Origin of the sequence: Treponema sp. Marseille-Q4130 (assembly GCF_014334325.1) — a bacterium.
In the GTDB taxonomy this organism is placed as follows: domain Bacteria; phylum Spirochaetota; class Spirochaetia; order Treponematales; family Treponemataceae; genus Treponema_D.
Genome location: NZ_JACSET010000001.1, coordinates 279,484 through 304,703, shown reverse-complemented (window position 1 = coordinate 304,703; position 25,220 = coordinate 279,484). Strand labels below are relative to the sequence as shown.

General features: G+C 51.6%; 21 protein-coding genes and 1 tRNA gene. 8 read left to right on the top strand and 14 right to left on the bottom strand.

The genetic code is table 11. The features are described 5' to 3' along the window. Together H9I36_RS01250 and H9I36_RS01245 are read left to right on the top strand one after the other, a co-directional pair. Positions 1 to 657 (top strand): transposase (locus tag H9I36_RS01250; protein WP_187383570.1); only part of this gene is annotated, 657 nt, incomplete at its 5' end. Positions 658 to 782: 125 nt separating this feature from the next. Further along, the gene (locus H9I36_RS01245; protein WP_187383569.1) at positions 783 to 1,523 is read left to right on the top strand and encodes a transposase; all 741 of its coding nucleotides are present in this window, start codon (positions 783 to 785) and stop codon (positions 1,521 to 1,523) included. 270 nt (positions 1,524 to 1,793) lie between these two features. Here H9I36_RS01245 and H9I36_RS01240 read toward each other — a convergent pair whose 3' ends face one another. The 14 genes from H9I36_RS01240 to H9I36_RS01175 form a co-directional block, all read right to left on the bottom strand. Beyond that, complete coding sequence (locus H9I36_RS01240; protein ID WP_187383568.1) at positions 1,794 to 4,043, bottom strand: FAD-dependent oxidoreductase; 2,250 nt, start codon at positions 4,041 to 4,043, stop codon at positions 1,794 to 1,796. Positions 4,044 to 4,296: 253 nt separating this feature from the next. Beyond that, complete coding sequence (locus H9I36_RS13005) at positions 4,297 to 4,881, bottom strand: regulatory protein RecX (RefSeq protein WP_187383567.1); 585 nt, start codon at positions 4,879 to 4,881, stop codon at positions 4,297 to 4,299. A gap of 27 nt (positions 4,882 to 4,908) precedes the next feature. Beyond that, a complete protein-coding gene (rpsI, locus tag H9I36_RS01230) occupies positions 4,909 to 5,301 on the bottom strand; it encodes a 30S ribosomal protein S9 (protein WP_187383566.1) in 393 nt (130 codons plus the stop codon). A 14-nt stretch (positions 5,302 to 5,315) separates the two neighbouring features. After that, the gene (rplM, locus tag H9I36_RS01225) at positions 5,316 to 5,744 is read right to left on the bottom strand and encodes a 50S ribosomal protein L13 (RefSeq protein WP_187383565.1); all 429 of its coding nucleotides are present in this window, start codon (positions 5,742 to 5,744) and stop codon (positions 5,316 to 5,318) included. Between the two features lie 213 nt (positions 5,745 to 5,957). Continuing rightward, positions 5,958 to 7,760, bottom strand: coding sequence for a hypothetical protein (locus tag H9I36_RS01220; RefSeq protein ID WP_187383564.1), 1,803 nt, complete (start codon positions 7,758 to 7,760; stop codon positions 5,958 to 5,960). Between the two features lie 6 nt (positions 7,761 to 7,766). Then, positions 7,767 to 8,732, bottom strand: coding sequence for a hypothetical protein (locus H9I36_RS01215; RefSeq protein WP_187383563.1), 966 nt, complete (start codon positions 8,730 to 8,732; stop codon positions 7,767 to 7,769). Positions 8,733 to 9,208: 476 nt separating this feature from the next. Then, positions 9,209 to 9,760: an STAS domain-containing protein gene (locus H9I36_RS01210; protein WP_187383562.1), complete on the bottom strand. Its 552-nt coding sequence runs from the start codon at positions 9,758 to 9,760 to the stop codon at positions 9,209 to 9,211. A 130-nt stretch (positions 9,761 to 9,890) separates the two neighbouring features. Then, positions 9,891 to 11,177: a site-specific DNA-methyltransferase gene (locus H9I36_RS01205; protein WP_187383561.1), complete on the bottom strand. Its 1,287-nt coding sequence runs from the start codon at positions 11,175 to 11,177 to the stop codon at positions 9,891 to 9,893. A 9-nt stretch (positions 11,178 to 11,186) separates the two neighbouring features. Then, positions 11,187 to 11,259, bottom strand: a tRNA-Thr gene (locus H9I36_RS01200). 144 nt (positions 11,260 to 11,403) lie between these two features. Beyond that, positions 11,404 to 12,102: an ABC transporter ATP-binding protein gene (locus H9I36_RS01195; RefSeq protein ID WP_187383560.1), complete on the bottom strand. Its 699-nt coding sequence runs from the start codon at positions 12,100 to 12,102 to the stop codon at positions 11,404 to 11,406. Next, complete coding sequence (locus tag H9I36_RS01190; protein ID WP_187383559.1) at positions 12,095 to 13,735, bottom strand: ABC transporter permease; 1,641 nt, start codon at positions 13,733 to 13,735, stop codon at positions 12,095 to 12,097. The genes H9I36_RS01195 and H9I36_RS01190 overlap by 8 nt, the downstream gene beginning before the upstream one ends. Further along, complete coding sequence (locus H9I36_RS01185; RefSeq protein ID WP_187383558.1) at positions 13,732 to 14,766, bottom strand: thiamine ABC transporter substrate-binding protein; 1,035 nt, start codon at positions 14,764 to 14,766, stop codon at positions 13,732 to 13,734. Before H9I36_RS01185 ends, H9I36_RS01190 begins: the two co-directional genes overlap by 4 nt. A gap of 239 nt (positions 14,767 to 15,005) precedes the next feature. Then, positions 15,006 to 16,970 carry an FAD-binding protein gene (locus H9I36_RS01180; RefSeq protein ID WP_187383557.1) on the bottom strand — a complete coding sequence of 655 codons (1,965 nt, stop codon included), beginning with the start codon at positions 16,968 to 16,970 and terminating at the stop codon, positions 15,006 to 15,008. Between the two features lie 171 nt (positions 16,971 to 17,141). Continuing rightward, positions 17,142 to 17,627: a flavodoxin family protein gene (locus tag H9I36_RS01175; protein WP_187383556.1), complete on the bottom strand. Its 486-nt coding sequence runs from the start codon at positions 17,625 to 17,627 to the stop codon at positions 17,142 to 17,144. A 167-nt stretch (positions 17,628 to 17,794) separates the two neighbouring features. On the opposite strand from H9I36_RS01175, the gene H9I36_RS01170 reads away from it, so the two are divergent. From H9I36_RS01170 to H9I36_RS01145, 6 genes are read left to right on the top strand one after another with little or no spacing between them, the layout of a single operon-like run. Then, entirely contained in the window at positions 17,795 to 20,137 is a 2,343-nt protein-coding gene (locus H9I36_RS01170) for an ATP-binding cassette domain-containing protein (RefSeq protein WP_187383555.1), read from the top strand. Then, positions 20,134 to 20,694: an NUDIX hydrolase gene (locus H9I36_RS01165; RefSeq protein ID WP_187383554.1), complete on the top strand. Its 561-nt coding sequence runs from the start codon at positions 20,134 to 20,136 to the stop codon at positions 20,692 to 20,694. The genes H9I36_RS01170 and H9I36_RS01165 overlap by 4 nt, the downstream gene beginning before the upstream one ends. Before the next feature lies 1 nt (position 20,695). Continuing rightward, positions 20,696 to 21,211 carry a hypothetical protein gene (locus tag H9I36_RS01160; RefSeq protein WP_187383553.1) on the top strand — a complete coding sequence of 172 codons (516 nt, stop codon included), beginning with the start codon at positions 20,696 to 20,698 and terminating at the stop codon, positions 21,209 to 21,211. 51 nt (positions 21,212 to 21,262) lie between these two features. Continuing rightward, positions 21,263 to 22,315 (top strand): PASTA domain-containing protein, encoded by a 1,053-nt coding sequence (locus H9I36_RS01155; RefSeq protein WP_187383552.1) that lies wholly within the window; start codon positions 21,263 to 21,265, stop codon positions 22,313 to 22,315. A 35-nt stretch (positions 22,316 to 22,350) separates the two neighbouring features. Next, positions 22,351 to 23,868 (top strand): type I 3-dehydroquinate dehydratase, encoded by a 1,518-nt coding sequence (locus H9I36_RS01150; RefSeq protein WP_187383551.1) that lies wholly within the window; start codon positions 22,351 to 22,353, stop codon positions 23,866 to 23,868. Positions 23,869 to 23,871: 3 nt separating this feature from the next. Further along, entirely contained in the window at positions 23,872 to 25,209 is a 1,338-nt protein-coding gene (locus H9I36_RS01145) for an RluA family pseudouridine synthase (protein WP_187383550.1), read from the top strand. The last annotated feature ends 11 nt before the right edge of the window (positions 25,210 to 25,220 follow it).

Below are 25,220 nucleotides of genomic sequence, written 5' to 3'. Positions count from 1 at the left end.
CTGGAAGAACTTGTACCGGAAAATCATTTTGTAAGAATTGTTAGTAAAACAGTAGACGAGCTTGGGATAGAAGAAGTATTTGCAAAATATACGAAAGGAGGCGGAGCAAGCCGTTATAATCCTGTGATGCTTGTGAAGCTATTGATTTACTGCTACATGACAAGAACCTATTCTTCACGGCAGATTGCAAAGCAGTGCCGTGAAAATGTACAGGTAATGTGGCTGACAGGATTTCAGAAACCGGACTTCCGGACAATTAATAAATTCCGAAGTGAAAAATTAAAAGACTCAATCGAAGAAATCTTTATCGCGACGGTACAGCTCCTGAATAAAAAAGGCTATGTCAGTCTTGAGAACTATTTTGTAGACGGAACAAAAATCGAAAGTGCTGCAAATAAATACACCTTTGTCTGGAAAAAGGCTGTTGAGAAAAACGAGAAAAAGCTCGATGAGAAGCTCAAGGTATTTCTGAATGATGTAGAAGAAATCACTCGTAAAGAAGATCAAGTTTACGGGGATAAGGATTTTGCAGAAACAGGAAATGATGATGCTGTAACAAGCGAAGATATAAAGGAAGCAACCGAAAAAATCAAACAGAGACTTGCCGAAATAAATAACCTTGATGCTGAAGCATCAAAAGACGTAAAAAAAAACTGAAAAAGGCAAAACGACAGATAGAAACTGATTACCTTCCACGCAAAACAAAGTACGAAAAGGCAAAGGCGACCTTCAAGGGCAGAAACAGTTACTCAAAAACAGATGAACAGGCAACTTTCATGCGAATGAAAGAAGATCATATGCTCAACGGGCAGCTCAAGCCCGGCTACAACATCCAGGTCGGGACGGAGAACAATTTTGTCATAGGGTATGATGTTTTTCCAAATCCAACAGATACAAGAACCTTTATCCCTCATCTTGAAAATGTTCAGAATCGATTAAAATGTACATTTAAAACAGTTATTGCAGATGCCGGTTATGGGAGCGAGGAGAATTATGATTATCTTGAAGAAAAAGAAATTATGGGGGTTGTAAAATACCCAAGTTATGAAAAAGAAACAAAGAGGAGTTTCAAGAAGAAAATCTTTAATGCTGAAAACTGGAAGTATGACGCAGAACAGAAAGAGTATACCTGCCCGTGTGGAAATCCGGTCCCCTACAAAAAGACCGTAACGAAGAAAAATGAATCGGGCTATATGCAAACTTATGAAGTCTACCGGTGTGATAATTGCGAAGGATGTCCATTCCGAGCACTGTGTACAAAATCTGAATACGGCCGTATGGTTCAGAGAAACGAACACTGGCTTGAACAGAAAGCAAAAGTAAAGGAACTTCTTTCGACTGATGAATACAAACGACTTATGAAAAAACGTTCAACTGAATGTGAAACTGTGTTTGGACAGATAAAAGGCAATTTACACTTTAGGAGATTTTATCTTCGTGGGAATGAAAAAGTGGGAACTGAATGGGGATTATTGATGATTGGATATGACTTTAAGCAGCTTGCCCGAATGATGAACGTTTAAAACAAAAAAACGACGTTCAAAAAAATCGAAAATCGAACCTTTCACAAAAAAAGGCTGTCCTTACTGCTGTTGGCAATAACTTCTTGGACAGCCCCATATTCATATCGGATTCAATGTCGTGTTTTCTACACGATTTTTTCAAAACCTGATATCTTCCAACCGTTTCATATAAAAAAATACGGCGGCCGAACGAATCGGAACCGCCGTACATTTCTTCGTACATCTCTTTACGCCGCACGATATGCGGCCGCAAAGTCAATGTTTAAAAATTTATTTTATTAAACCGGCTTTTTTCATAGCCGTCGCGAGCGCTTCTTTGAAAGCGGTCGACGTCATCGTCGCGCCGGAAACCGTATCGAGGTTCGCGCTCTGTTTTTGGAGCGCCTGCTCGGTCAACTTCGCGATCGCTTCGGGGCCGATGCCGGGCGTTTCGGAGTGTTTGATCACTTTGATGTCCGTCATCTTGCCGCCCTTAACGGTGATCTGTACGCGAACCGTTCCGCCCATACCCTTGTCGGACGCGCCCGTAAAGGTGTTGTTCGCGGCTCCCGACATGCTCGTATAGTTGAAGATGGAACCGGATGCCGCAGTCGTTTTTTGACCGGCTGCGATCGCCTTCAATTCGGCTTCTTTTTCGGACTGCGTTTTCGTTGCGCGCGTGGAACCGCGGGGCGCAAAGAACGAAGCTTTGTCGGTCTTCGTCTTGTAGTTCGTTTCGGCTCCTGCAAATGCGGGATCGAGAGCCGTGCTCGCCGTCGCAAATCCGTCTTTATCGACGGAAGCGGCCGAGCGGCCGGCGATATAGCCCGCCGTGATAACGCGGCCGAGTCCGTGCACTCTCATACCGCCGGCGGATTCGCCCGCGCAAAAGAGATTCGGAATGAGTTTTCCGTGCAAATCGACAACCTGCATTTTGTCGTCAACGCGCAAACCGGCGAGCGTATCGTGGATGTTCGATACAGCCCACAGCGCGTAGAAAGGTCCGGTTTTGATTTGGTTTTGAAGCGTGGTTTTTCCCCAATCACCGTCTTTTCCGGCCGCGACAAACGAATTGTAGCGGTTAACCGTGTCGACGAGGGTTTTGGGATCCATCTTGATGTTTTCGTAGTATTTGTTGACGACTTTTTGTGCAAGCTCTTCAAGCGTATCGGCTTTGAACGCATAGCCGCCTTCGAAGTCGAGAACGCCCTGTTCCATAACCCAGTCGTTGCGTTTTGCGGCCGCGTCGTCGACGATAGCCCATACCGGGCCGCCGTAGCATTCGGCATTTCCGTCGCCGTCCGCGTCGATAAATACGCTCGATGCGGCGCTGTTAAAAAAGCGCTGATATTCGGGACCGGGGAATACTCCGCGGTAATCGTCTTCGTTGGCAAAGCGCTGGCCGAGCATATTGACGACGATCATGCTGTTGAGATCCATTTCAATACCGGTCGCTCTTGAAAGCGCCCAGAGTTTGCTGTCTTTCATAAAGCCGCGGCCGTAGCCGTACTGGCAGCCGATGCGGTTCGGAGCTTTCATCTGCGCGCCGCCTTCCGTCATTTGATAGGACGAAAGCGACATAAGAGCAGCCCCTATTTCCATTGCGGCGATTTCACCCGATGCATCCTGATCGGAGAAGGGCATACCGCCGAGTCCGTCGTATTCGGGGCCGAGGCGCGGGTCGAACATCGTGCGGAATTGCACGTTACCGGTCGAACCACCCGTTGCGATGATAACGGCTTTGTTCGCTTTGATATTCAGCGTTTTTTTCGTGTTGTCGATATTTCCTTCCGTCATAAGGCTCGTAAGCGGTGTGCTTTCGCCGGGCAAAATGTGCGGCGTATAGCTTGCCTGTACACCCAATACTTTTCCGGATTGAACGCCTTCGCGGTAGATTTTGTCCATGTGGTAGTTCAAAAGGAATTTCGCACCTTTGTCGCGCAGCGATTTTTCGAGCGGGCGGGTAACCGCAACGCCTGCAGCCGTCGTGCCGGTGTATTCGTTTTTCCATTCGCCGCTGTCGGAGTACGTCATGCGTCCGACGCTGTCCGGATCCGATCCGCCGTCGCGATAGTAGTTGCGAACCATCGGTTCGATTTCCAATACTTTAACGCCGTTCTTTAAGATAAAGTCGTATGCTTTTGCCATGCTGTTCGCAACGGAACGCACTTGGGAAAATTCGTTAAAGCGCGAATCGACCGCTTGACCTCTGGTATGATCGTAGTAGTACAGGTCGGCCGAATCTTCGATAGCCCATTCTTTTTGAGAAACCGTGCTGCCGCCCGAGTGAAGCTGGCCTTCGCTCACCGCCGCGTGTCCGCCGACATCCCAGTTCGTTTCCACGAACAAAACGGATGCGCCGTCTTCGATCGCTTTGAGTCCCGCGGGCAAACCCGCGCCGCCGGCTCCGATGATGACGACGTCCGCTTGGTAGTCCCATTTGACTTTCGTGCCGCTGCCGCAGCCCACAGCGAGCATCATAGCCGCACACACAGATAAAATCGCAATTTTCGACAAAACGCGATTGTCCGATACTTTCATATATGCCTCCTAAATAATACCTCTGCCAAAATCATACGCCGAAACGCATTTTTATGCGCAAATATTATATGTTTTCCGCATATTTTTGTCCAGAAGATTTTTGATAATTTGATAATTTTTGATTGATAGTCGATACTTACACGTCCGGCACGAAAAGCGAATCACGGCGTTAAAACACGCAGCTCGCCAAAGCACCTTTTCCGTAAAACGCACTGCCCTCCCCAGCTGCCTGCTTTTCAAAACACACTTCCCGCTACAAAGAGCTTTCCTTCGCAGCCGCACGTATCGTTTTTTGCGAAAAGCCGTGACGCATCAGATAGGCGATAATTTTATCTTCCCGCATGCGGCGTCGATTGCATTTTTCGAGCGCTTTTTTGCAGATCGCTTCTTCAGAATTTTCCGAAAAGAATTCGTCGAGCGCCGCATCGGCGACATCCCGCGCGACGCCGCGGAACGCGAGCTCCGAAGCGAGGCGCGACCTTCCTTCCAAATGATTGATTTTTCTTGCATTGAGCCACGCACGGGAAAAGCGCGTATCGGAAAGAGAGCCTTCGCGTTCGAGGTAATCGAGCACCTTTTCGATATGGCGCTTTTCGATACCTTTTGCCCCGAGTTTCCGCGTCAAATTAAAGCGCGACTGTTCCGCCCTCGCCAAATACGAAAGCGCTTTCGATTCCGCGGCGTAACAAAATCCCGCATCGATGATGTCTTCTTCATCTTCACCGGAAAAGACGCTGCCGCAACAAATCGCTTCGGGGGCAACGTGTGTCAAATACGCTTTGCGTATAAAAAAAGCAGGTCCCTCTTCAGTCGTGATTTTTATACAACCGGAGGACACCTGCTTCGTTTCCGAAACGACCACAGCTTAACGCTTGCTGAACTGGAATCTTCTGCGTGCGCCGCGCTGACCGTATTTTTTTCGTTCCGGCATACGGGAATCGCGTGTCAGGTAGCCGTTCGCTTTAAGCGCAGTGCGGGAATCCTGATCGATTTGAACGAGGGCGCGCGAAATGCCGTGAAGGCAAGCCGCAGCCTGTCCGTTCATACCGCCGCCCTGAACGGTGATGAGTATATCGTATTTGTTGTCGTTCGACGTGACGAGCAGCGGCCGACGGACGATCTGCACCTGTTCATCGGTGATAAAATAATCCTTAGGCTCTTTTCCGTTGATGACGATTTTGCCCGAGCCGTCACGCACGAAAACACGCGCGACCGCAGTCTTTCTTCTACCCGTACCGATTGCCAAATTTTTTACCATACTGAAACTCCTGATCAAACTTCAAGCGGCTGAGGATTCTGCGCTTTATGCGGATGCTCCGCGCCTGCATATACTTTTACATTTTCGAAGAGCACGCGACCGAGCCGGTTATGCGGAAGCATACCTTTGATGGCGCGTTCGAGAGGCTCGGCCGGATGGCGGGCAAGCAGTTTTTCAAACGTAAAATGTTTAAGGTTGCCGACAAAACCGGTATAATTGTAGTACATTTTCTTTTGCTCTTTTCCGCCGGAAACGGCAACTTTGTCGGCGTTGATGATGACGACGTAATCGCCCGTATTCTGATTCGGCGCATACGAAGCCTTGTGTTTGCCGCGCGCGAGTGAGGCGGCTTTTGCGGCGACGCGGCCGAGCGGCTTACCTGCAGCGTCGATCACGTACCATGCGCGTTTTATATCCTGCGCTTTTACAAAAATCGTATCCATAATAAAATCCTACAAAATAAAAGTATGCGTGTCCGATAACGATGCATCGCGCCGTCGAACACAAAACGTCGGTGAGCAGCCGCCGTTTTACAATACGGGGAAGCTTATTGTATCTTATTTTTTATAGCTTAGTCAATATGACGATAATTTTAAAAGCCACCTCTAAAAATCGGAGTTTTAAAAAGTTCCCAATCGTATTAACTTCACGACCGCTTATCCCTCGCTGCGAGCCAAAAACACGAGAGACACGATTATCAATATGACGGCATATACGCCCGCTCCGAGCGGAAGGCAGTACGCGCCTGCAATACCGATGAATACGTAATTGATAATTTTAAAGAGCCACTGGAGCACTCCGTACAAAACGTGGGCGAGTACGGAAAAAAACGGAAATGCGAATATCCACGATGTTTTAAACAGAATCGTTTCGCCGATCCGGTAGTTCCACGCGAACGCCGCAAACCAGATGAAGAGGATCAGCATAAACAGCGGATAGAGTATACGGTTCAAAAGCACTTGCCCGAACACTTCGTCGGAATAACCGAAGCGGCGACCGTTTCCGACAAAGCGGAAGAGCGAAATCATATTCATGTATTCGGCACCGCGGGAAACTTCGGTGAGCAGCAAAAAATCTTCGTATGACAGCGGCAGCACGATTTGATCGCTTCCGCCTTTTTTGTCGGACAAAGCATAGCGGTAGAGCGGCTCAACCGTCACTCCTTCCGTATCTCTGTCGACCGATCGGAGCAGGATGTACGGAACGAAGCGCGCAGCGTCAGGTATGCCGAGCGAGCGCTTCGTCTCCGTGTCGAAATCGGCGGAAGAGACTTGGCGCATTTTTGCATAGGGCACGTAGATGCTGCCGGTGTACGTTCCTTTTGCATCGAGGGAAAAAATCGAAAGGGAGCGCAGATATTGCACAACGCCGCCGGAGCCTTTTACCGGAGTAATGCCTTTGATGTAGACGATCGATGTCGAGCCGTCGTCTTTTTTTAGTGAAAAATGCACATCGCCCGCCGTTTCGAATTCCTTCGCATCGATAATCTCGTCGATAAAAAAATATTCGGCGTCGAGCCGCGCATGTGCGATCGCGAGGTAGCGCACGATATCGGGATCGTTCGCATTTTCGCGCGATGCAAGCGAAAGCGTCCGGAAGATATAATACGCTTTGAGATTGTCGCCTTCGACCAGCGCCGCATAGCCGGAAAGTTTTCGCGCATAGATTTTTTGCTCGTCGGTCGCGGCGGGTAAGTCCGAAGAGGAAAGCGCATTCCATGCATCCGCGGCTATGCGCTGCAGCTCTGTGTAATTCGTATCGCGCGGCGTCGTAATCGATACGGCGCTTTGCGCCCAGTAGTGCGCATCGAAGTATTTTTTTTCGGCATACGCTTTTTCGGCGAGCGCGCGAAGTTCCCGCACCGTATAGCCTTCTTCGCTCACGGGGGCATTCGCTGTCCGGCGGACCGGGACGCGTGCGGCATCGTGCGCTTCGCGCGAAGCGATTTCGGTATCGCGGGAAAGTGCGAGCGCGTCGGGGGAAGACGGATCGATTTTAAGAGCGAGCTCCGCGTAACGGTACGCAAGCGCTCCCCTACCCGCCTGTTCGACCTGCCGTCCGACACGGACGTATTCCTGCACGAGAAGCGGCATGCGCTCGAGCTGTTTTTGCTTGGCGGATAAAACGGGCGTTCCGATTTCCGACGCCGCAGTCAAAACGAGGGACAGAACAAGCGAAGTGACGACGACGCTTCTATAGCGGCGGAACATCGCTTGGGAAAACCGCCGTTCGCTGCCGGAGGGGTTTCGTCCGAACGAAACGGCGTAGCCGATGACAAAGCCCGTCACGGAGAGGGCGGGAAGAATGCGGCAAAAAAGTTCGAGCCCGCTGTAGAACCGGTAGATCGTTTCGGTTTTCGCAATGAGAAGCGGCAGGGTTCCTGTAAAAAATCGGAACGCCATACACACGCAAAAACAAAAGAGAAGATAGCCGATCAAAATCTGCAGCACACGTTTCATAAGCGCTTACCTCGCCCTCGCAAGGTGCTTTGCGCGGACGGCTGCAGCCAGGCACCCGACAGCTATGCACAGGATCGCGACGCTTACATTGATGCAGATGAGCAGCGGATCGCCCGATCGCGCAAAAAACGTAAGCGCATTTACGAGCGGAGCACCCGCTTCCCGCAAGTGTTTGAAATATTCCGAATAATACAAAAGATTGAACGACAGGACGCCGCCGTCCATTATCAGGAGATACAAAATACTGACGAGTCGCCAATCGCTGCAAAACGAAACCGCATACGTCGAACAGAGCGCAAGCGCAAACGACAAAAAACCGAGCCACGCAAAACGTCCGCTTTTCCACGCCAGCTCCGCATGCAGTTCGATCATATCCATGCCGCCTACGATCCACGCGGGAACGGAGGGCACCGTTTCACGGATGAGGATGTCGGCAAAGGGCGCGCTTTCGGCTTTCATAGCGCTTATATCGATAGGGGTAAAAAACACCGCGTTTTCATCGCCTGCGCTTGTAAGCACGACGGCCGCAGGTTCGGTAACCGATACATCGTGCGGCAGATAGGCGATACCTCCGGCATAGGGGCGAAAATATCCGGCAGTGAGTGAGTTCTTCGGCGAAGGCGGCAATGTCCGCTCGGCTTTCCATTTGAATTCGATAAAAAGCGGCAAAAGAACCATCCACGTCGCCGCACACAAAAGGATGTAGACAAGAACCGGCAAAAAACCGCCACCCGAATGGCGGATACGGTACAAACTTAAAAACAGCGGCGACAAAAGGATGAAAACCGGCACGACGATAAAAAAACCGCGGACAAGCGCATATGCGTTGAACAATTCGATCGGGCGGCCGGCGACAAGATGCGCCGTATTGAAATACACCATATAGGCAAGTTCGCCGACGACGATACAACACGCCGTAATCCCGATATATGCGGGAATGAGCAAAAACGATTTTTTTACCGATTCAGCCATACTGCTTCCGCCTGTTCCGCAAAGATCGCTCCCGACGCTAAAATCGAAGCTGCCGAAACGAGATACTTCGGCTCTTATCATTATCGGCAAAAATCGATCGTTTCGATATATTGCCGATTTTAAAGGTACGGCGGCCGACAGATAGAGATACTCCACTGAAGATGCACCGCCTCTCTTCCGTTCCGCTTATCCACACGGCCGTACACAAGGTTTCCACAATTTATCCACAAGAAAAACACCCGCAAAGGGCAGCCGCTCTATTTCTCTGTAATACCGACAAATAGCCGCCGGTACAAAGTCTTGTGTAATTTATTGTATTATAATGATTTAGAAAAATTATCGACAGGCACGGCGCGCTCTTTTATTTTAACTGCCGAATTCATCGCCGTTTGATGCGGTATTTCGCATTTTCGCCGCTTTTTTCCACAACTTATCCACAAATAAAAAAGCCGGCATCGGCTGCCGGACTCCTAAACTTATCCGAGTGTGATCGTTCCCTGTTCGTCGATAGCAAGGATGGATTTGCATTCCGAACAGCGAAAGCGCCCCGCACGCATCGCTCTGAGGCGTTTCGTACACACCGGACACGCGAAAACTTTCGGAAAAACGCTGCCGGTAACGGGTATGCCGTTTTTGAAAAACGCGACCGCATTTTCGAGGGTATCTTTGATATTGAAAAACTGAGAAAATCCGAGTAGCTGAAATACTTCCGATACTTTCGGCTGAATGTTGAGCAGAACAATATCGCCGCCTCTCGGTTTTACCATTTTCAAAAATGCGGTAAACGAACCGATACCCGTCGATGAAACATAATTCAGTGAAGAACAATTAAAAATCAAATTGACATATCCGGCATCGACGACTTTTTGAATTTTCTTTTGAAAAAAGTTTGAATTATACGTGTCGATGTATCCGTTCAAATAGATACACAAACCGCTTTTTACGGCATCAATCTTTTCAAGAGAAATTTTTAAACTGTCGTCTTTTTCATCATTAAAACCGGGAACTAAAGTATTGTTATTTATCATACTCCTTAATCATCTCCAAAATACTTCATCTAATTTTAACGCAAATTATACACCAAAATCACCATAATGTCAAATACATTTAATTTTACAATTGTCATTAATTTTATAATTTAAATGTACCGCAACTTCTTTATTGTTCGTAAACCGTATAATATTCGAGTTTTCCGCCCAAAGCGGCAACGCGGTTGCCGCGTCCGTCCGTATATCCGCACATGATGCGCCTTATGCGTTCGTAGGCGATGTCGGCGATCGTATCGAATTCGGCGCAGGCGGCTTTTTCCGCCGACTGAACGGCGATGCAGCGGAAAGAGGCGCCGTGTTTTTTGTTAAGGCGCAGCACCGCTTCAAGCGTCGTACCGCTCCCTGCAAAAAAATCGAGGACGACCGCATCGCGCGGCAGGCTCATCATTTCAAGCAGGTATTCGATGAGGTTTACGGGTTTCGGATTGACGAAAGCGTTTTTCACACCGAGGAGATCGTCGAGATAACGCTGCGCTTCCCGAGTCGACTCGGCACACGCGATGATATTTTTCGGAATGACGCGGCTCTGTTCCCCGTTGAAAATCTTTTTGCGCGGCACGCCGTTTCCGCCTCTTCCCCAGTAGATGCGGCCCTCGCGTATCAGACTTTCCATTTCGTCTTTGCCGCACAGCCACTGGCGCGCCCACGTTTTGCCCGAAGGAGACGTAATGGAAAAATAATTGACGTGCTTCGGATTCGATCGCGACTCGGTAAACGAAATGCTGCCCGAAAACCACGGGCCGCGAAGGTCGCCGTCCGCGTTGGAATGCGCCCAATCCGCCGTTTCCGAGGCTTCGAACGGCGGAAGAGAACGTTTGCATTTTGCAAAGCAGAGCGTATGCTGCGTTACCGTGCGCGACCACGAATCTTTTTTCCCTTTTCCGTGAACATACATAAAATCGTTTACGTAATTTTCTTCGCCGAAAACCGCATCGCCGAGCAGGCGCAAGCGCGCGTATTCTTCATCGCCTATCGAAATAAAAATGCAGCCGCGCTCGCACAAAAGTTCCCTCGCAAGTTCGAGACGGCGGAACATAAACGAAAGCCACGCGGAGTGGCGGGCGGGATCGTTTTTGGAAATGAGCGAGCCGTCGGGAAGGCGGCGTAAAAAGCGGCTGTCTTTGTAGGTACTATCGGAACCCGTGTTGTACGGCGGATCGATGTATATCGCGTCGATTGCATTGTGCCGAGATTTGCATAAACATTTCAAAACGGGATAGTTATCGCCTTCGATAAAGATGTGTGCGTTTTGCGACGACGAAGCTGCGCCTTTGTCGGCGTTTTCGAAAATCGCTTTTTCAGGCACGGGTACGAGCGAATAATACTCCGCATCAAAACCGTCCGCGCGTTCGGGAACGTCGATCCATACAAGACCGCAGCGCTGATCCGTAGACATAAAGAAAAAAGCCAACTACCGGACTTGAACCGATCACCGCCGCATTACGAATGCGATGCTCTACCGGATGAGCTAAGTTGGCAAATATGCGGGAACTATAGCATAATTACCGAATTATGGCAATATGCCGATTGACCGGTTATCAGTTTTACCATACACCGACTGTCGGCTGTTCGCCCTTGTGTACGCCGGTTTGCCGCTGTTTCGACATACGCCGCTATGCCGTCTATTCGAGCAGCGTTTCGCTGAATGCTTCCGGCGCGCCTTCCCATTTTTTTTTGCCGCTTTCCATTATGATAACAGTGTCCGCAACGGCTTTCGCTTCGGCTATATCGTGCGTGACGAAGATGCCGGTAAAACCTTCGCGCTTTTGACTTTCGCAGATATCGAAGGCGAGCTTTTTTCGAAGCGGCGCGTCGAGCGACGAAAGCGGCTCGTCAAAGAGGACGAGGGGCGGCTTTACGATGAGTGTCCGTGCGAGCGATACGCGCTGAGCTTCGCCGCCCGAAAGCGTATCGGGCATGCGTTTTCCGAAACCTCCGAGAGCGAATTCCGCAATATATTTTTCGGCTTCGGCTTCCGCCCGTCTTTTACCGACGCCTTTGGAACGCAGACCGTACGCGACGTTTTGAGCAACCGTCAAATGAGAAAAGAGTGCGGGACTTTGAAAGACCATGCCGACGCCCCGCTTTCCCGGAGCGATTTTTGTCAATATTTTTCCGTCGAGCGCTATAACGCATTCTTTTCCGTCATTTCGCCTGCTCGGTTGTTCGAGTCCTGCGATGAGACGGAGCACGGTAGACTTTCCGCTCCCGCTTTTTCCGACGATGACGGTCATCGTGCCTTTCGCCGCCGTAAATGAAAAGTCGACGGTAACCGAATCCCACACGCGAAAAAGATTATCCGCAATAAAATAATTATCCATACGCGGCTCCGGAATTATTAATTTTTTTACAACACGCAAAAACGAGGGCGCACAAAACGCAGAGGATCGTGCCGCAGATGCATGCGTCGGAAAATCGATATGCCGATGCGAGTCGATACGTATACAACGAAAGCGTATCGAAGCGCGGTACGGAGAGAACGAGCGGCAGCGCGGTGTCTCCCATACTCACGGCAAAGCAAAAACCGAATGCCGAAACGATACCGCGCTTTGCGGACGGAATCATAATGCGGAAGACCGTATCGGGTGCGACAGGCGAAAGCATGCGGCAGGCGTCGATCGTCGACTGCGGTAGGGCGCACAAAGATGCGTAGATTTGCCTGAACGCGAGCGGCCACGCGAGGGCGGCTTCCGCTAGAACGAGCGTCGTTACTGACGCGCGGCGTACGGCGATTGTCATACCGACTCCCATGACGACCGATGAAAGCGCCATCGGAAGCATGGGAAGAGTCCTGAGGATTTCCGATTTTCCGAGCGGGTCGCGGATGCGGATATATGAAGCGTAGGTGAACCCCGCCGTCACGCATAAAAGGGCGGTACAGGGAGCGGTCATGCACGTACCGCAAAGCGCCTTTTTGAATCCCTGCGAATTGATAATTTTAATAAAGGATGGAAGTCCGCCCTGTGCCGAAAAACCTCCGGCTGCAATCCCTGCAAGAGGCGCGAGAAAAAAAAGCGCGACGAGGAAAGCGAGGAAGGCGGCAAAAACGTATTCGATGATTTTCGCAGGTTTCTCTTCAAAAGGCGCGCGCCCTATCGGAGGAGCGATTGCTTCACCCGTATGCCGCACTTCTCCCGTTTCCGCCGTACTCTTGCACGCGCCGTAGACAAAGAGCACCGTCATCGCGCACAGGGTTTCGATGAGCGCGAGAGCTGCCGCCGTTTTAAAATCGAGGGAAGCGCGCGCCGCTCGGTATATTTCCACTTCAAGCGTCGAAGAGCCGGGACTGCCGAACAGGAGTACGATCATAAAACTGAAAAAACAGTAGAGAAATACGGGGACACAGGATGCCGCAATGGCGGGGGAAAGCTCGTGCAGCGTCACGGTAAAAAAGATGCGCCGCTCGTTCGCTCCGAGCAGCCGCGCTGCATCGCGCTTTACGGGCGAAAGCGTTTCCCAAGAAGATGAAACGACGGCGGTGACGAGCGGAAAATTGTAAAAGCCCTGTACGACGACGATGCCCGCCGTCGAATAAAGGAAGGTAAGCGGTGCGTTTTTCACATGAAAGATTTTTATTAAAATTGAATTGACCGCTCCGTTGATGCCGAATACGGCGACAAAGCCGAGCGCGATGATAAGCGAGGGAACGCACAGCGGAACGGCGGAAAGCGAAAGGATAAGGCGTTTTCCCGGAAAGCTTCTGTTTGCGGTAAAAAAAGCTGCGCCGATGCCGACCGCCGCAGCCGTCAGCGTGGAAAAAAACGCGATGGCGAGCGTGCGGAGCGCGACGCGGGCTATATATCCCCCTGCGATGCACGCGCTTTCGGTTTTCGTAAAGAGCGGCAAAAAAGAGGCGGTGAGGGGAATGGCGAAGGCTCCGATTATTAAAATAAAAAATGCCGAAGCGATCGCGCATGCCCCGTATTCGAAGATTCCCGTGCGGCGCTTCGTCATTTGCCGAGCGCTTCGACGATGTGCGGAACGGCTTCTTCGACGGCAAGCGCATCGTACGTAAGCGTTTTCGATTCCGCCGAGGCTGCAAGCTCATAGCATTCGGGAAGGACGACCGTTTTATTTGCGGGGTACATCCACTGCGTGAGCGGGATCGCGTTTTGCGCTTCGCTTCCGATAAGGTAGGCGATAAACGCTTTTGCACCTTTTTCGTTCGGAGCGCCTTTTGCAATGCCCGCGCCTTCGATCTGTTCGACGTGCCCTTCCGGAAAGACGAGCGCCCGGTAACGGCTCGTTTTATCGGCATAGACGTGATAGGCGGGGCTTGTCACGTAGCTTACGACGAGCGGCGCTTCCCCTTTTGTAAAGAGACCGTAACCGCTGCTCCAGCCGGATGCCATTGTCAAGACGGCGGGTTTGAGCTTTTGCCAATAGCTTTCGTAATCGCTTCCGAACACGGCGATCGTCCATGCGGCGAACCCGAGTCCCGGCGTACTCGTCCTCGGATCCATGAGGATGAGTTTTTTTGCGTATTCACTCTTCGTTAAATCTTCAAGACTTTTCGGCGCAGGCGTATTCGAGTGCGTGTCGTAGATGAGCGCGAATTTGCTCCAGTCGTAGGGCGTAAGGAGCCAATCGCCGCCCAAGCCGTCCGAAAGCTCGGTCGGGATGACGTCGTCGGCGCCTTCGGGTTTAAAAGATACAAGAACGTTTTCTTTTCGCGCTTTGTTTATTAAATTGTTGTCGATGCCGAGAAGCACGTCCGCCTGTACTTTGTTTTTTTCAAGCACGGCTTTCGAAAGGATCTGCGCGGCATCTCCGCAGTTTACGTATACGGCGGAAAATCCGGTCGCTTTTTCAAAGCCGCTTGCGATCGCACTTCCCGGCCCCCACTCGCTCATAAAAGAATCGTAAGTGTAGACGACGACTTCTTTTTTCTGTGCATCCTGCACCGCAGTTTTTTTACTGCACGCAGCCGATACGAAGAGATCGGTAATTAATAAAATTGAAAGGATAAAACGATGAGCGTTCATAGTCTTCCTCCGCCGGCATTATCCGGATCAGGTTGGAATACCGTACGGTATTCTGCGGGTATAATCTCAGGTCACGGCACTGCCGTTTCCACCCCGGTTATGGAATCAGTATAGTAAAATGATTTTTTCGCGTCAATACGTACGGCGCTCTGTGCTCGGCATAAAAAAACCGCCGCCGAAAATCGGCGGCGATTTATGTTAGGGCTTAGCCTGTCTAAGCCTCTGTTCCGCTTTCGCGGTTAGCGCGCATCCGCGACAACCGTATCGCCTGCGAGCTTGCCGAAGACGACCGTATCGACGACGGCATTTCCGCCCAAGCGGTTCGCGCCGTGAATACCGCCGGTGATTTCACCTGCCGCATACAGACCGGGAATAACTTTGCCGTTCGTGCCGATGACGTGTCCGCTCGTGTCGATCGTAACGCCGCCCATCGTGTGGTGAACGCAGGCTTGTCTCGGAGTGGCAACCCACGGACCCTTCGTCAGCTTCGTCGAATAGAGCGTTCTGCCGAATTCGTCGCGGCCGGAATCGACGCTCGCATTGAACGTGTCGATCGTCGCTTGGAGCGTCGCAGCGTTCATGCCGAGTTTTCCGGTAAGCTCTTCGAGCGTGTTGCCCGTGTAGATATAGCCGTTCGATTCGAGATAGTCGAACGTAAATCCGTCGGCACTTCTCCATGAAGGATCTTTGATATCTTTGTATTTGTCGCCGTCGCCGGATTCGAGCATATAGAACACTTTATCGGGCTGTGCAAAAACCGCGAGACAAATATTGTCGCGCCTGCCGCCTTCGTTCGTAAAGCGTTTGCCTTCTTTATTGATAAAGATGATCTGGTCGGTGCCGTTGACGTCTCTCGGCGGATACTTCGTCAGCTGTCCGTCTTTTAAGTTACCGAGATACAAAAGCTGGAGCTGTTCCATATCGGTGAGTGAAGCACCGGCAGCGACGGCCATTTCGATGCCGTCTCCCTGAGAGCACGAAAAGCGGTTCGTCGTCGCGACTTTGCTCAAATCCTGCCATTTGCCCGACGTATTGTATTTTTGCACCATCGCACCGTTTGCGGCAAAACCGCCGGTCGCGAGGATAACACCGTCCTTTGCCGAAAGGGTAAATTGATTGCCGTTTCTGTCGACGCACACGACGCCGGTAACTCTGTCGCCGTCTTTAACGAGCGATTTGCCCGTCGTCTCTACCATAACCGTGATATTGTTCATCTTGGCGATGTTCTCGACATAGGTCGAAATAAAGCCCGTTCCCATCTTCATAGTACTGGTGTGCGTGCGCTGCCACAGAGAACCCGCTCCCTGGCTGATGACGTCGGAAAAGCTCATGCCCAAATCGTCGATCCAGTTAAGTCCGTCGTATGCGTTGTAGCACAACACTTTGACGAGGTTCAAATTACCGACTTTATCGCCGCCGTTCCACGTCTGCAGCGCGAACCATTCTTTCGAATCGAAGAGGTCGGTTCTGCCGCTCGCTTTGTACGCGTTCCACTGTGAGCGCACCTGCGCTTGGAGCGCGGCGTGTTCGCCGCTTTTCGGAGCTTCGGCGAGAGCCGCTTCGATCGTGCGTTTTACCGCATCGCCCATCGTCGCTTTTTTCTGCAGCGCTTCATCGGGCGTATTGTAGATGGCGCCGCACACGAGCGTATCGCCTCCGACTTCGCCGTTCTTTTCTACGATGATAACCGATTTATTCTGCTGTCCTGCCGCGATAGCAGCCGCAAGTCCCGCACCGCCGCCGCCGACAACGACGACATCGGCGCTCGCATTCGCCGGAGCGGCTGCCGCTTCCGGTTTTGCATTCCAATCGGCGGGGTTCGCTTTCGCTTCTTTCAGACAGTTCGATACCGCCGCTTTGATTGCAGCCGACGTGATCGTCGCACCCGTCACGACATCGACGTTGACCGACTGATGCTTTACGATTTCGGCGGGGATCAATTCGGTAGGAGCCATTCCTCCGGCCGTCAAAACCGTGCCGTTCGCATCCATCAAGGGACTGCCGATTCCCGGCGTTTCCGAGTTTTTCGTGACTCGTACATCCGCGATCTTTTTGTTTGCAATCGTAACGGATACTTCGATCGCATCGTTCATACCCTGTATGGACGAAGTGTAGGTTCCGTTTTTGATCGATTTACCGCCGCAGGAAATCAAACCCGCAACGGCAAACGCGATCAGCGTAAATAAAAGTGCTTTCTTTTGCATTATTCATGCCTCCAAATATTATTAAACGATCGCTGTGTCATTCATAGCGATACCTTTCCATATTATTCCCTTATATTCGCTTTGTCAAGAAAGATTTTTACACTATCGATTCGTTCCTGCGGTATCATTGAGGACACGTGATAGTTTCGTAAAATTTTACACGCAACGCTTTTACTCGGCCAGAGCGGAGACGATGTCATCGATCGCATCGTCGACCGCTGTTCCCTTTTTCAACGCGGGACTCACAAAGGATGCTCGGCAGAGAATTTCATTGCCGGCGAGGAGCGCTTGCATTTTATCGAGACAAGTTTCCGCTTGTCCTCCGCCCGAACAGGCAAAGAGCGCGATGCGTTTTCCGTCAAGCTTTGCGCGCCGCAAAAAAGCATTGATTGCCGGAGCGGGACGGCTTGCCCAAACGGGAGTGCCGATGACGATGTTGCCGAAAGGCCCAAGATCGGGAAGAGAAGCTTTCAATTCGGGTCGTGCGCCGAAGAGAGCATCGCGTCCTCCGATAAAAAATTTTTTGAAGCCTTTACGCGGGTATGCTCTTTTCGTTTCGAGCCGTATGAGTTTTGCGCCCGTTTTTTCTGCAATGCGCCGCGCTATATAATCGGTATTTCCGTCGAGCGAATAATATACGATTGCTGTATCTTCCATAACGATAACAATACCGCGAATGCGCCCGACCGTCAAATGCCGTATCGAATGTGTATTCGGCAAAACACGAGCCGCCGTATGCGCAAATAGGTAACTGTGCTGAAAAATGCCGCGCACGACAAATATGCGAATTGGCTTTTTCCGCCGTTTCGGATATGATGAGTGTGATGCGAGTTCTTTCCGTCGATCACGTAAGCTACACTTATCCACAGCAAAATATGCCGGCCGTCAACGACGTCGATTTTTCGCTCGAACGCGGTTCGTACACGGCCATTGTCGGATTGAACGGAAGCGGAAAGAGTACGCTTGCGCGGATTTTGTGCGGGCTTCTCGATGCCGAGTGCGGCGAAGTTTCGTATGCGAGTGGCGTCCGCTCGGCTCTCGTGTTTCAATCGCCGAAAGATCAAATCATCTGCAGCGTCGTTTTCCGCGATACGGCTTTCGGTCCGCAAAATCTCGCCCTTTCGCCCGATGAAGTCGAACTCCGCACGATCGAATCGCTTACCGTCGTCGGTCTGCTGCACAAAGCCGCTTCGCCGTCCGTGACGCTGTCTCTCGGGCAAACGCAAAAAGAAGCGCTTGCCGGCATCATCGCGATCGATCCGGACGTGATCATACTCGATGAAGCGCTTTCCATGCTTGACCCCGATTCGAAAAACGATATCTTTGCGTTTCTTTCGTATTGGGTTCGAAAGGGGCGTACGGTCGTCCACATCACGCATGATACGGATGCGATCCGAAAAGCGCAGGATGTCATCGCGATGGAAAAGGGGAAGATCGTATATTCGGGAACGACGGATGATTTTTTTACCGATACCGAATTGTGCGAACGCATTACGGGAGACGGCCTCGTACGTTCCGTTTTAAAAAAAAATAATAAAAAACCGACGGATTTGTCCGCTGCTTCGAATTCGCTCAAAGCCGGAACTGAAACGTGTGCGGCGGCGGTACATACATCGCCTGCGAATGCGACCTCGATTCAAACTGCCGCGCAAGAGACCGGCACGAAAGCGTGCACGGCAGACGCGGCCGCAAAAGCCGAAGCCGCGCTCGCTTTTTGCAACGTCGGCTTTTCCTACGGTGAAAACGTCATTTTTAACAATATTAATTTTTCGCTTACAAAAGGGACGCTCACCGCACTCACCGGCGTTTCGGGCAGCGGCAAATCGACGCTGCTGGAAATGGCGGCGGGGCTGCTCGCTCCGTCTTACGGTGAAATCCGCTCTGATTCCCGTCCCGCTTTGTGCAGGCAAAACAGCGATGCAGCCCTTTTCGAACGCTTTGCCGCAGACGACGTCGCCTTCGGACCCGGAAACCGCGGTGTGCGGGGAAAAGCGCTCGTTTCGCTCGTAAAGCGCTCGATGGATGAAGCGGGTATCCCGTACGCAGAATACGCCGAACGGCAGACGGCCGAACTTTCGGGCGGCGAAAAACGGCGGCTTGCCGTTGCGGGGATCATCGCGCTCGACGCTCCGGTGCTGCTCTTCGACGAACCGACTGCGGGGCTCGACGGCCCTTCCCGCGCAAAGACGATGGCGCTCCTCCGCTCGCTGGCCGCTTCGGGACATACGGTGCTGTTCAGCACGCACCGCCCGGACGAAGCCGATTTTGCCGACGAAGAGATATCCGTTCGGGATGGCAATCTTTTTCTCGTTCGAAGTAACGCGGCTTCATCGAACGGCGGGAAAATTATTAAAAAGGGAAAATCCGATGCGGATGGTGCCGCAGGCTTCGATGCGCAGATGAAACGGCATACGCTTCCCGATACGGTGCAGATGCCGCTTGAAGGCGCGAAATTATTAAATTCGATCCGCGCGGCTTCGGCGAATACGGGGAATGTCAAAAAAAACGGCGGTATCGCAGCGAAACTTCCGCCGGCAGTTAAATTCATCGTTTTTATCGCGCTCTTTGCCGCCTCTCTTGCCGTTCGTCCCCTCTCGCTGTGCGCGTGTATGTTTTTGCTTTCGCTCATCTACGCGTTTTCGGCAAAGTACCCGAAACGGCGCCTTTTTTTATCGCTCGTAAAGACGGTTCCGCTCTTGCTGTTTTTTTGCATCTTTCAGATGATTTTTTATCCGCCGCTTGAAGGCGAACGGATCTTCCTCGCTTATCGATATTTTACCGTCACGCCGTCGAAGCTTTTGCTTTGCCTTACGACGCTCATCCGCACCGAAGGGGCTATCGCCTGTATACTTTCGTTTTCATACACGACGCCGGAATACGATATCGTCGACGGTCTTTCGGTTTTGTTAAAACCGCTTGCCGTATTTCATATTCCCGTGCGATACGTTATCATAATAACGGAAATCGTTTTTCGCTTTATGCCCCTGCTTTTGGACGAAGCGTCGGAAATTATTAAAACGCAGCTCATCCGCGGCGGACTCAGGGATGCGAAAGGATTTTTCGGCCGCGTGCGCTCGCTCATTCCGCTTTTTGTACCGCTCGTCATGCAGACGATACGGAGATCGGAAGCGCTTGCGGATGCGCTGACCGAAAGGTGTTTTTCATGAACTGCAATAATAATTTTAATTTGTGCCCCATGTGCGGCGGAAAAAATATCGGCTTTGTCGATAACAAAAAATGGTTTTGCTCCGACTGCGCTTTTACGCTGTATCACAATGTCGCCGCTGCCGTATGCGTTATCGTCGCCGACAGGGAAGGAAATGTGCTGCTTGAAAAAAGGGCAAAAGAACCGCGCAAGGGATTTCTCGCGCTGCCCGGCGGTTTTATCGATCCGGACGAAAGCGCCAACGAAGCGGCTCTTCGCGAATGCAGGGAAGAAGCCGCTTTGGAAATACGGCGCGTGCAATATCTGTGCTCGTTTCCGAACACATACGAATATAAACGCATTTTGTATAAAACCTGCGACGTATTTTACCGTGCATCCCTTCCGCGCGGCATCGAAACGATCGATGAGCTCATAAAAAATCTTCGTGCGCAAAAGAGCGAAGTCGAAAGCTTTACGTCGGTGCGGATTACGAACGATGCGGAGCTTGCCGCCGTTCCGCTCGCATTTGAAAATTCGCGCCGTGCGCTCGGCGTCTGGCTCAAGCGGAGGCGGCGGTAAAATGGACGCAACGATAACGAAAGCCGTGTACGCCGCGTCGGCGGTTTTGTACGTGCTGCTCGTTTTAACAATTTTTCTGCGAAAAAAACTGATTTTAAAACGCGCGGGAAAATGCATATTTTCGGCGCGGCCGCGCCCCGCCAAATTTTCGGCGGCGATCATCGCCTGCGCTCCCTTTATCATGCTTTTCAGCGTCTTCGTCGATCTGCGATTTTATTTTAAATGGATGCTGTGCGCAGTCGCATTGCTCGCAACGGAAATCGCCGTCCGAGAAGCTTCGACGTTGCGTTCGTCGGGCGTGTATGAAAAAGGCGTCGTAACGGAAGGAGAAGTGATTTTGTTTACGGCTATATGCGGCGCAAAAAAAGGTTCGGAGACGGGCGAAATACGGGGAGAGTGCATCGTGGAATTGGACGTCCGCGGAAAAGGGATGCGGCGCATAAGCTATGCCGATGAGGGCGAACGGGACGCCGTGTTGCAGGCGATATTCGACGTACGTCCGCAATTGCAACATTGATTATGTGTGCGGAAAATGATACGATAAAAAACCGTCGAGGATGCGATTGATATGAAGCTCAGAGATATATTATTAAAATTAAAAGAAAAAGCGTTTCAAATCGATTTTCACGATGCGCTTGAAAAACTCCAATCGAGCGGCAAACTGCTTTTATCGACCGTCATCGTCACCTTTGTCGTGATGGCGCTTGCATGCCTGGCCGTCTTTAGCGTAAACGTAAAAGGTCCCGAACAGGTACTCGTTCCCGATGTTACGGGCAAAAAACTGACCGCCGCGCTTATCGAAATGCAGGCGAAAAAATTGTACCCTGAAATCCAACTGCGCTATTCGGAAACGCCGGGCGACGAGGGAACGATCCTCGAACAGGATCCGTCGGGAGGAGCGATCAGAAAAGGATTCAGCCACATTTCGCTCGTCGTAAGCCGCGGCGTCGTCATCGACCACGTGGAAAATTATATCGGAGAAAATATCGACTCGGTGCGCATGAAACTGCAAACGCTCTTTGCCGGAACGGCGCGGCCGCTCATCGTCATCGCTCCCCCGCAATACAAAGCCGATACCGCCGAAGCGGGTACGATCCTCGAACAGGATCCGCCGGAAGGTACGAATATAACCGATCCCGTAACGGTGCATTTTGTCGTAAGCCGCGGACCGAATTTCGAAAATACGAGAGTTCCCGATTTGATCGGCAATTCCGTCAGCGACGTGCTCCAGCAGATGTCACGTACGCGCCTCGTTTTCGATTTTACGGCGCATACAGCGGAGCCGGGCGAAGGTGCGGGAACGGTCGTGCACGAGCAGACTTTTTCCGAAGAACTCGTCGCAAATTATACGCATGTCGCGGTCGAATTCGCATTTCCGCGTCAAGCCCAAGGCGGCAACATATACGGCATATTTGAAGACGTGCTGCCGGTTTATCCTTATCCCGTACAGATAAAGCTGACTGCGGAACCGGAAGACGGAGACGCCTATACGATTGTGACATTTTCTCATCCGGGAGGTGCCGTTACGATCCCCTACGCCGTTCCGAAAGGTACGGAGCTTGTGCTTTATGTCGTATCGTCCGCCGGAGAAAAAGAACATAAGCGTATCTCCGTCAGATAAATTAATAATTAATAATCATCGATGAGGATATACCGATGAGTCAACCGCTTGTCTGTTTGACGCTCACCGCTTCGACGCTCGAAGAGAACGCGGCTCTCGTGCGGAAGTATAACCGCTATATCGACGTCGCAGAACTCCGCGTCGATTTCCTTGCTCCCGACGAACAGCTTTCGGTGCGCCGCTTTCCGGCGATGGTCAACGTACCGTGCATATTGACGATCCGCCGTACGGCCGACGGCGGAAGATTTACGAGCAATGAAATGTCGCGTACGATGCTTTTCGGACGCGCCCTCGCGTTTGCCGACCAAAACCCGCAAAAGAATTTCGCGTACGTCGATTTTGAAGAGGACTTCCGAGTGCCGAGTCTGCAAGATGCCTCACTCGCTTTCGGCGTCCGCATCATCAGAAGCTGCCACGACATGGAAAAGCCGATAAAAAATCTCAAAGCGAAATGCGAAGCGATGCGCACGACCGGCTATGAAATTCCGAAGATCGCCTTTATGCCGAAAACGCTTGCCGACGTTTCCGATATGTTCCGCGAAGCGGAGTCGATGACCGATTACGAGCACATACTGTGCGCGATGGGCCCGCTCGGACAGGTTTCGCGTATTTTGGCATATAAACTTCATTCGTACCTTACCTACGTGTCGCCCGAAGAAACGGAAAACAATATTTCCGGCATCGGACATATCGATCCTGTATCGTTGAACGACGTATACCGTTTCCGCTCTTTAAGCGATCGAACAACGCTCTATGCGGTGACCGGCTGGCCGCTTGCAAAAACATCGAGTCCCGCGCTTCACAACGAAGGATATAAAATCAATAATATCGATGCCCTCCTTTTGCCGCTGCGCTCGCCGTCCGTTTCCGATGTGCTCGACTGTGCGGCATACTTGGGCGTGCGGGGGCTTGCGGTAACCGTTCCGCATAAAGAAGCCGTGATCCCCGAATTGATAAAGCTCGATTCGGAAGCGCAGGCGATCGGTGCGTGCAATACCGTCGTACACACCGACGAGGGGTGGGCGGGCTGCAATACCGACGCGTACGGATTTCAAACGGCGCTTTTGCGTTTTCTCGGCGTAAAAAAACTTCGCCGCCGCCGTGTTGCGATCATCGGTGCGGGAGGAGCTGCAAAAGCCGTCGCGTACGTCGTAAAATCCCTCGGCGCAAAAGCGTGTGTCTTCAACAGAACGCTTTCTCATGCGAAAGCGCTTGCCGAACGGTACGGCTTCGACTATGCGCCGCTCGGACCGGAAGCTGCGAAAAAAATCGAAAAGTACGCAGACATCATCGTTCAGACGACGTCGAAGGGTATGAACTCGAACGGGCAAGCGTCGAAAGACGGCGACCCACTGTATTTTTATCAATTCAACGGAACGGAAACGGTATTCGATTTGGTGTACGTGCCCGCCGTCACACCGATCATGGCACGCGCTTCGGAAGCGGGCTGCAAAACCTGTAACGGCGCGGAAATGCTCAAGTATCAGGGCTACAAGCAGTTTAAAATTTTTACGGGAATCGATTACGGTGCCGACTGCGAGAGGCTTTGTTAGCCGATGTTTCCGCCTCTTCCGACAAAACGCGCACATCTCTATCTGAAAAAGATTTTCGAGCGGCTTCAAGACGGTTCCCTCGTTTTAAAACAAGTGTCGCTTCCGAGTGAAGAGCGCGACGGGCACGGCGTTATGATCGGATGTCTCGTCTGTGCCGATACCGAAGGCAATAAAATAATTCTCAATGCGGTTTCGGGAAACAGTCTCGTCGTCGAAGGCGAATCGGAAGGGATATGGGTACCGCCGATCGTGAGCGCAAAACTTATTGCCCGCGCGCTTTTACCGAACGACAAACGCATCCACGAATTGACCGCGAAATTGAAAAGCGCTCCCGAAAACGCCCGGCGCCGCATCGCCGCCGAAAGGGAAATATTAACGACGGAGTCGCTTCGAAAAGTACATGAACTCTATCGATTTCACTGCATAGACGGAAACGTTCGGCATCTTAGCGATATCTGCAAAACGAAACTGCCGCCGACAGGTACCGGCGACTGCTGTGCGCCGAAGCTGCTCGACTACGCGTTTTCGCACTCGCTTTTTCCCGTGAGCATGGATGAAATGTATTGGGGTAAGCCGACGCAAAGCAAAGAGAGCGGCACATCCTATCCGCCGTGCGACGAACGCTGTGCGCTCGTTTTGCCTTCGATGCTCGGCCTTGAAATCGTCTACCGGGACGACGCGATCCTTGTCGTCAATAAACCGAGCGGACTCCTTTCCGTTCCGGGACGCGGGCCTGAAAAACAGGACTGCATCGTAAACCGTATGAAGCGCCTCTTTCCGAAAACGATTCCGTATCCGTCGGTACATCGGCTCGACATGGAAACGTCGGGGCTCATGGTGCTCGCCTTTACGCAGGACGCGCAGCGCTCGCTTTCGATGCAGTTCGAAAAAGGCGATGTGCATAAGCGTTATATCGCACTGCTTGATGGATCTCTCGAAAACGCGCCCGGCCGATACGCACCTCTTCCAAGTGTCGGCGAAGGGCGCATGGAATTGAAGTTTTCGCTCGACTGGCCGAATCGTCCGAAGCGCGTCTACGATGAAACAAACGGCAAGCTCGGCATCACCGAATGGAAAAAAATCGGCTACAACTGGTACCGCGGAACCGACGGAAAAAACAGAAAGGTGACGCGCATTTTGTTTATTCCGCACACGGGGCGCACGCACCAGCTGCGCGTCGCGTCAAGCGATATGCACGGCTTCGGTCTTCCGATCGTCGGCGATTCTCTGTACGGAACGTGCGGGGCGGGGGAGCGTCTCATGCTTCACGCTTCGTATCTGTCGTTTATCCATCCTGTAACGGGCGAGCGGATCGCCTTTGAATGCGAACCCGATTTTTAAGGGGATGACGG

Coding starts and splice junctions, on each gene's coding strand:
- H9I36_RS01245 (WP_187383569.1), top strand. CDS start 783: ATGAAAGAAGATCATATGCTCAACGGGCAGCTCAAGCCCGGCTACAAC.
- H9I36_RS01185 (WP_187383558.1), bottom strand. CDS start 14,766: ATGAACGCTCATCGTTTTATCCTTTCAATTTTATTAATTACCGATCTC.
- H9I36_RS01160 (WP_187383553.1), top strand. CDS start 20,696: ATGGACGCAACGATAACGAAAGCCGTGTACGCCGCGTCGGCGGTTTTG.
- H9I36_RS01180 (WP_187383557.1), bottom strand. CDS start 16,970: ATGCAAAAGAAAGCACTTTTATTTACGCTGATCGCGTTTGCCGTTGCG.
- H9I36_RS01145 (WP_187383550.1), top strand. CDS start 23,872: ATGTTTCCGCCTCTTCCGACAAAACGCGCACATCTCTATCTGAAAAAG.
- H9I36_RS01220 (WP_187383564.1), bottom strand. CDS start 7,760: ATGAAACGTGTGCTGCAGATTTTGATCGGCTATCTTCTCTTTTGTTTT.
- H9I36_RS01205 (WP_187383561.1), bottom strand. CDS start 11,177: ATGTCTACGGATCAGCGCTGCGGTCTTGTATGGATCGACGTTCCCGAA.
- H9I36_RS01210 (WP_187383562.1), bottom strand. CDS start 9,760: ATGATAAATAACAATACTTTAGTTCCCGGTTTTAATGATGAAAAAGAC.
- H9I36_RS01240 (WP_187383568.1), bottom strand. CDS start 4,043: ATGAAAGTATCGGACAATCGCGTTTTGTCGAAAATTGCGATTTTATCT.
- H9I36_RS01175 (WP_187383556.1), bottom strand. CDS start 17,627: ATGGAAGATACAGCAATCGTATATTATTCGCTCGACGGAAATACCGAT.
- H9I36_RS01165 (WP_187383554.1), top strand. CDS start 20,134: ATGAACTGCAATAATAATTTTAATTTGTGCCCCATGTGCGGCGGAAAA.
- rpsI (WP_187383566.1), bottom strand. CDS start 5,301: ATGGTAAAAAATTTGGCAATCGGTACGGGTAGAAGAAAGACTGCGGTC.
- H9I36_RS01215 (WP_187383563.1), bottom strand. CDS start 8,732: ATGGCTGAATCGGTAAAAAAATCGTTTTTGCTCATTCCCGCATATATC.
- H9I36_RS01170 (WP_187383555.1), top strand. CDS start 17,795: ATGCGAGTTCTTTCCGTCGATCACGTAAGCTACACTTATCCACAGCAA.
- H9I36_RS01195 (WP_187383560.1), bottom strand. CDS start 12,102: ATGGATAATTATTTTATTGCGGATAATCTTTTTCGCGTGTGGGATTCG.
- H9I36_RS01150 (WP_187383551.1), top strand. CDS start 22,351: ATGAGTCAACCGCTTGTCTGTTTGACGCTCACCGCTTCGACGCTCGAA.
- H9I36_RS01155 (WP_187383552.1), top strand. CDS start 21,263: ATGAAGCTCAGAGATATATTATTAAAATTAAAAGAAAAAGCGTTTCAA.
- rplM (WP_187383565.1), bottom strand. CDS start 5,744: ATGGATACGATTTTTGTAAAAGCGCAGGATATAAAACGCGCATGGTAC.
- H9I36_RS01190 (WP_187383559.1), bottom strand. CDS start 13,735: ATGACGAAGCGCCGCACGGGAATCTTCGAATACGGGGCATGCGCGATC.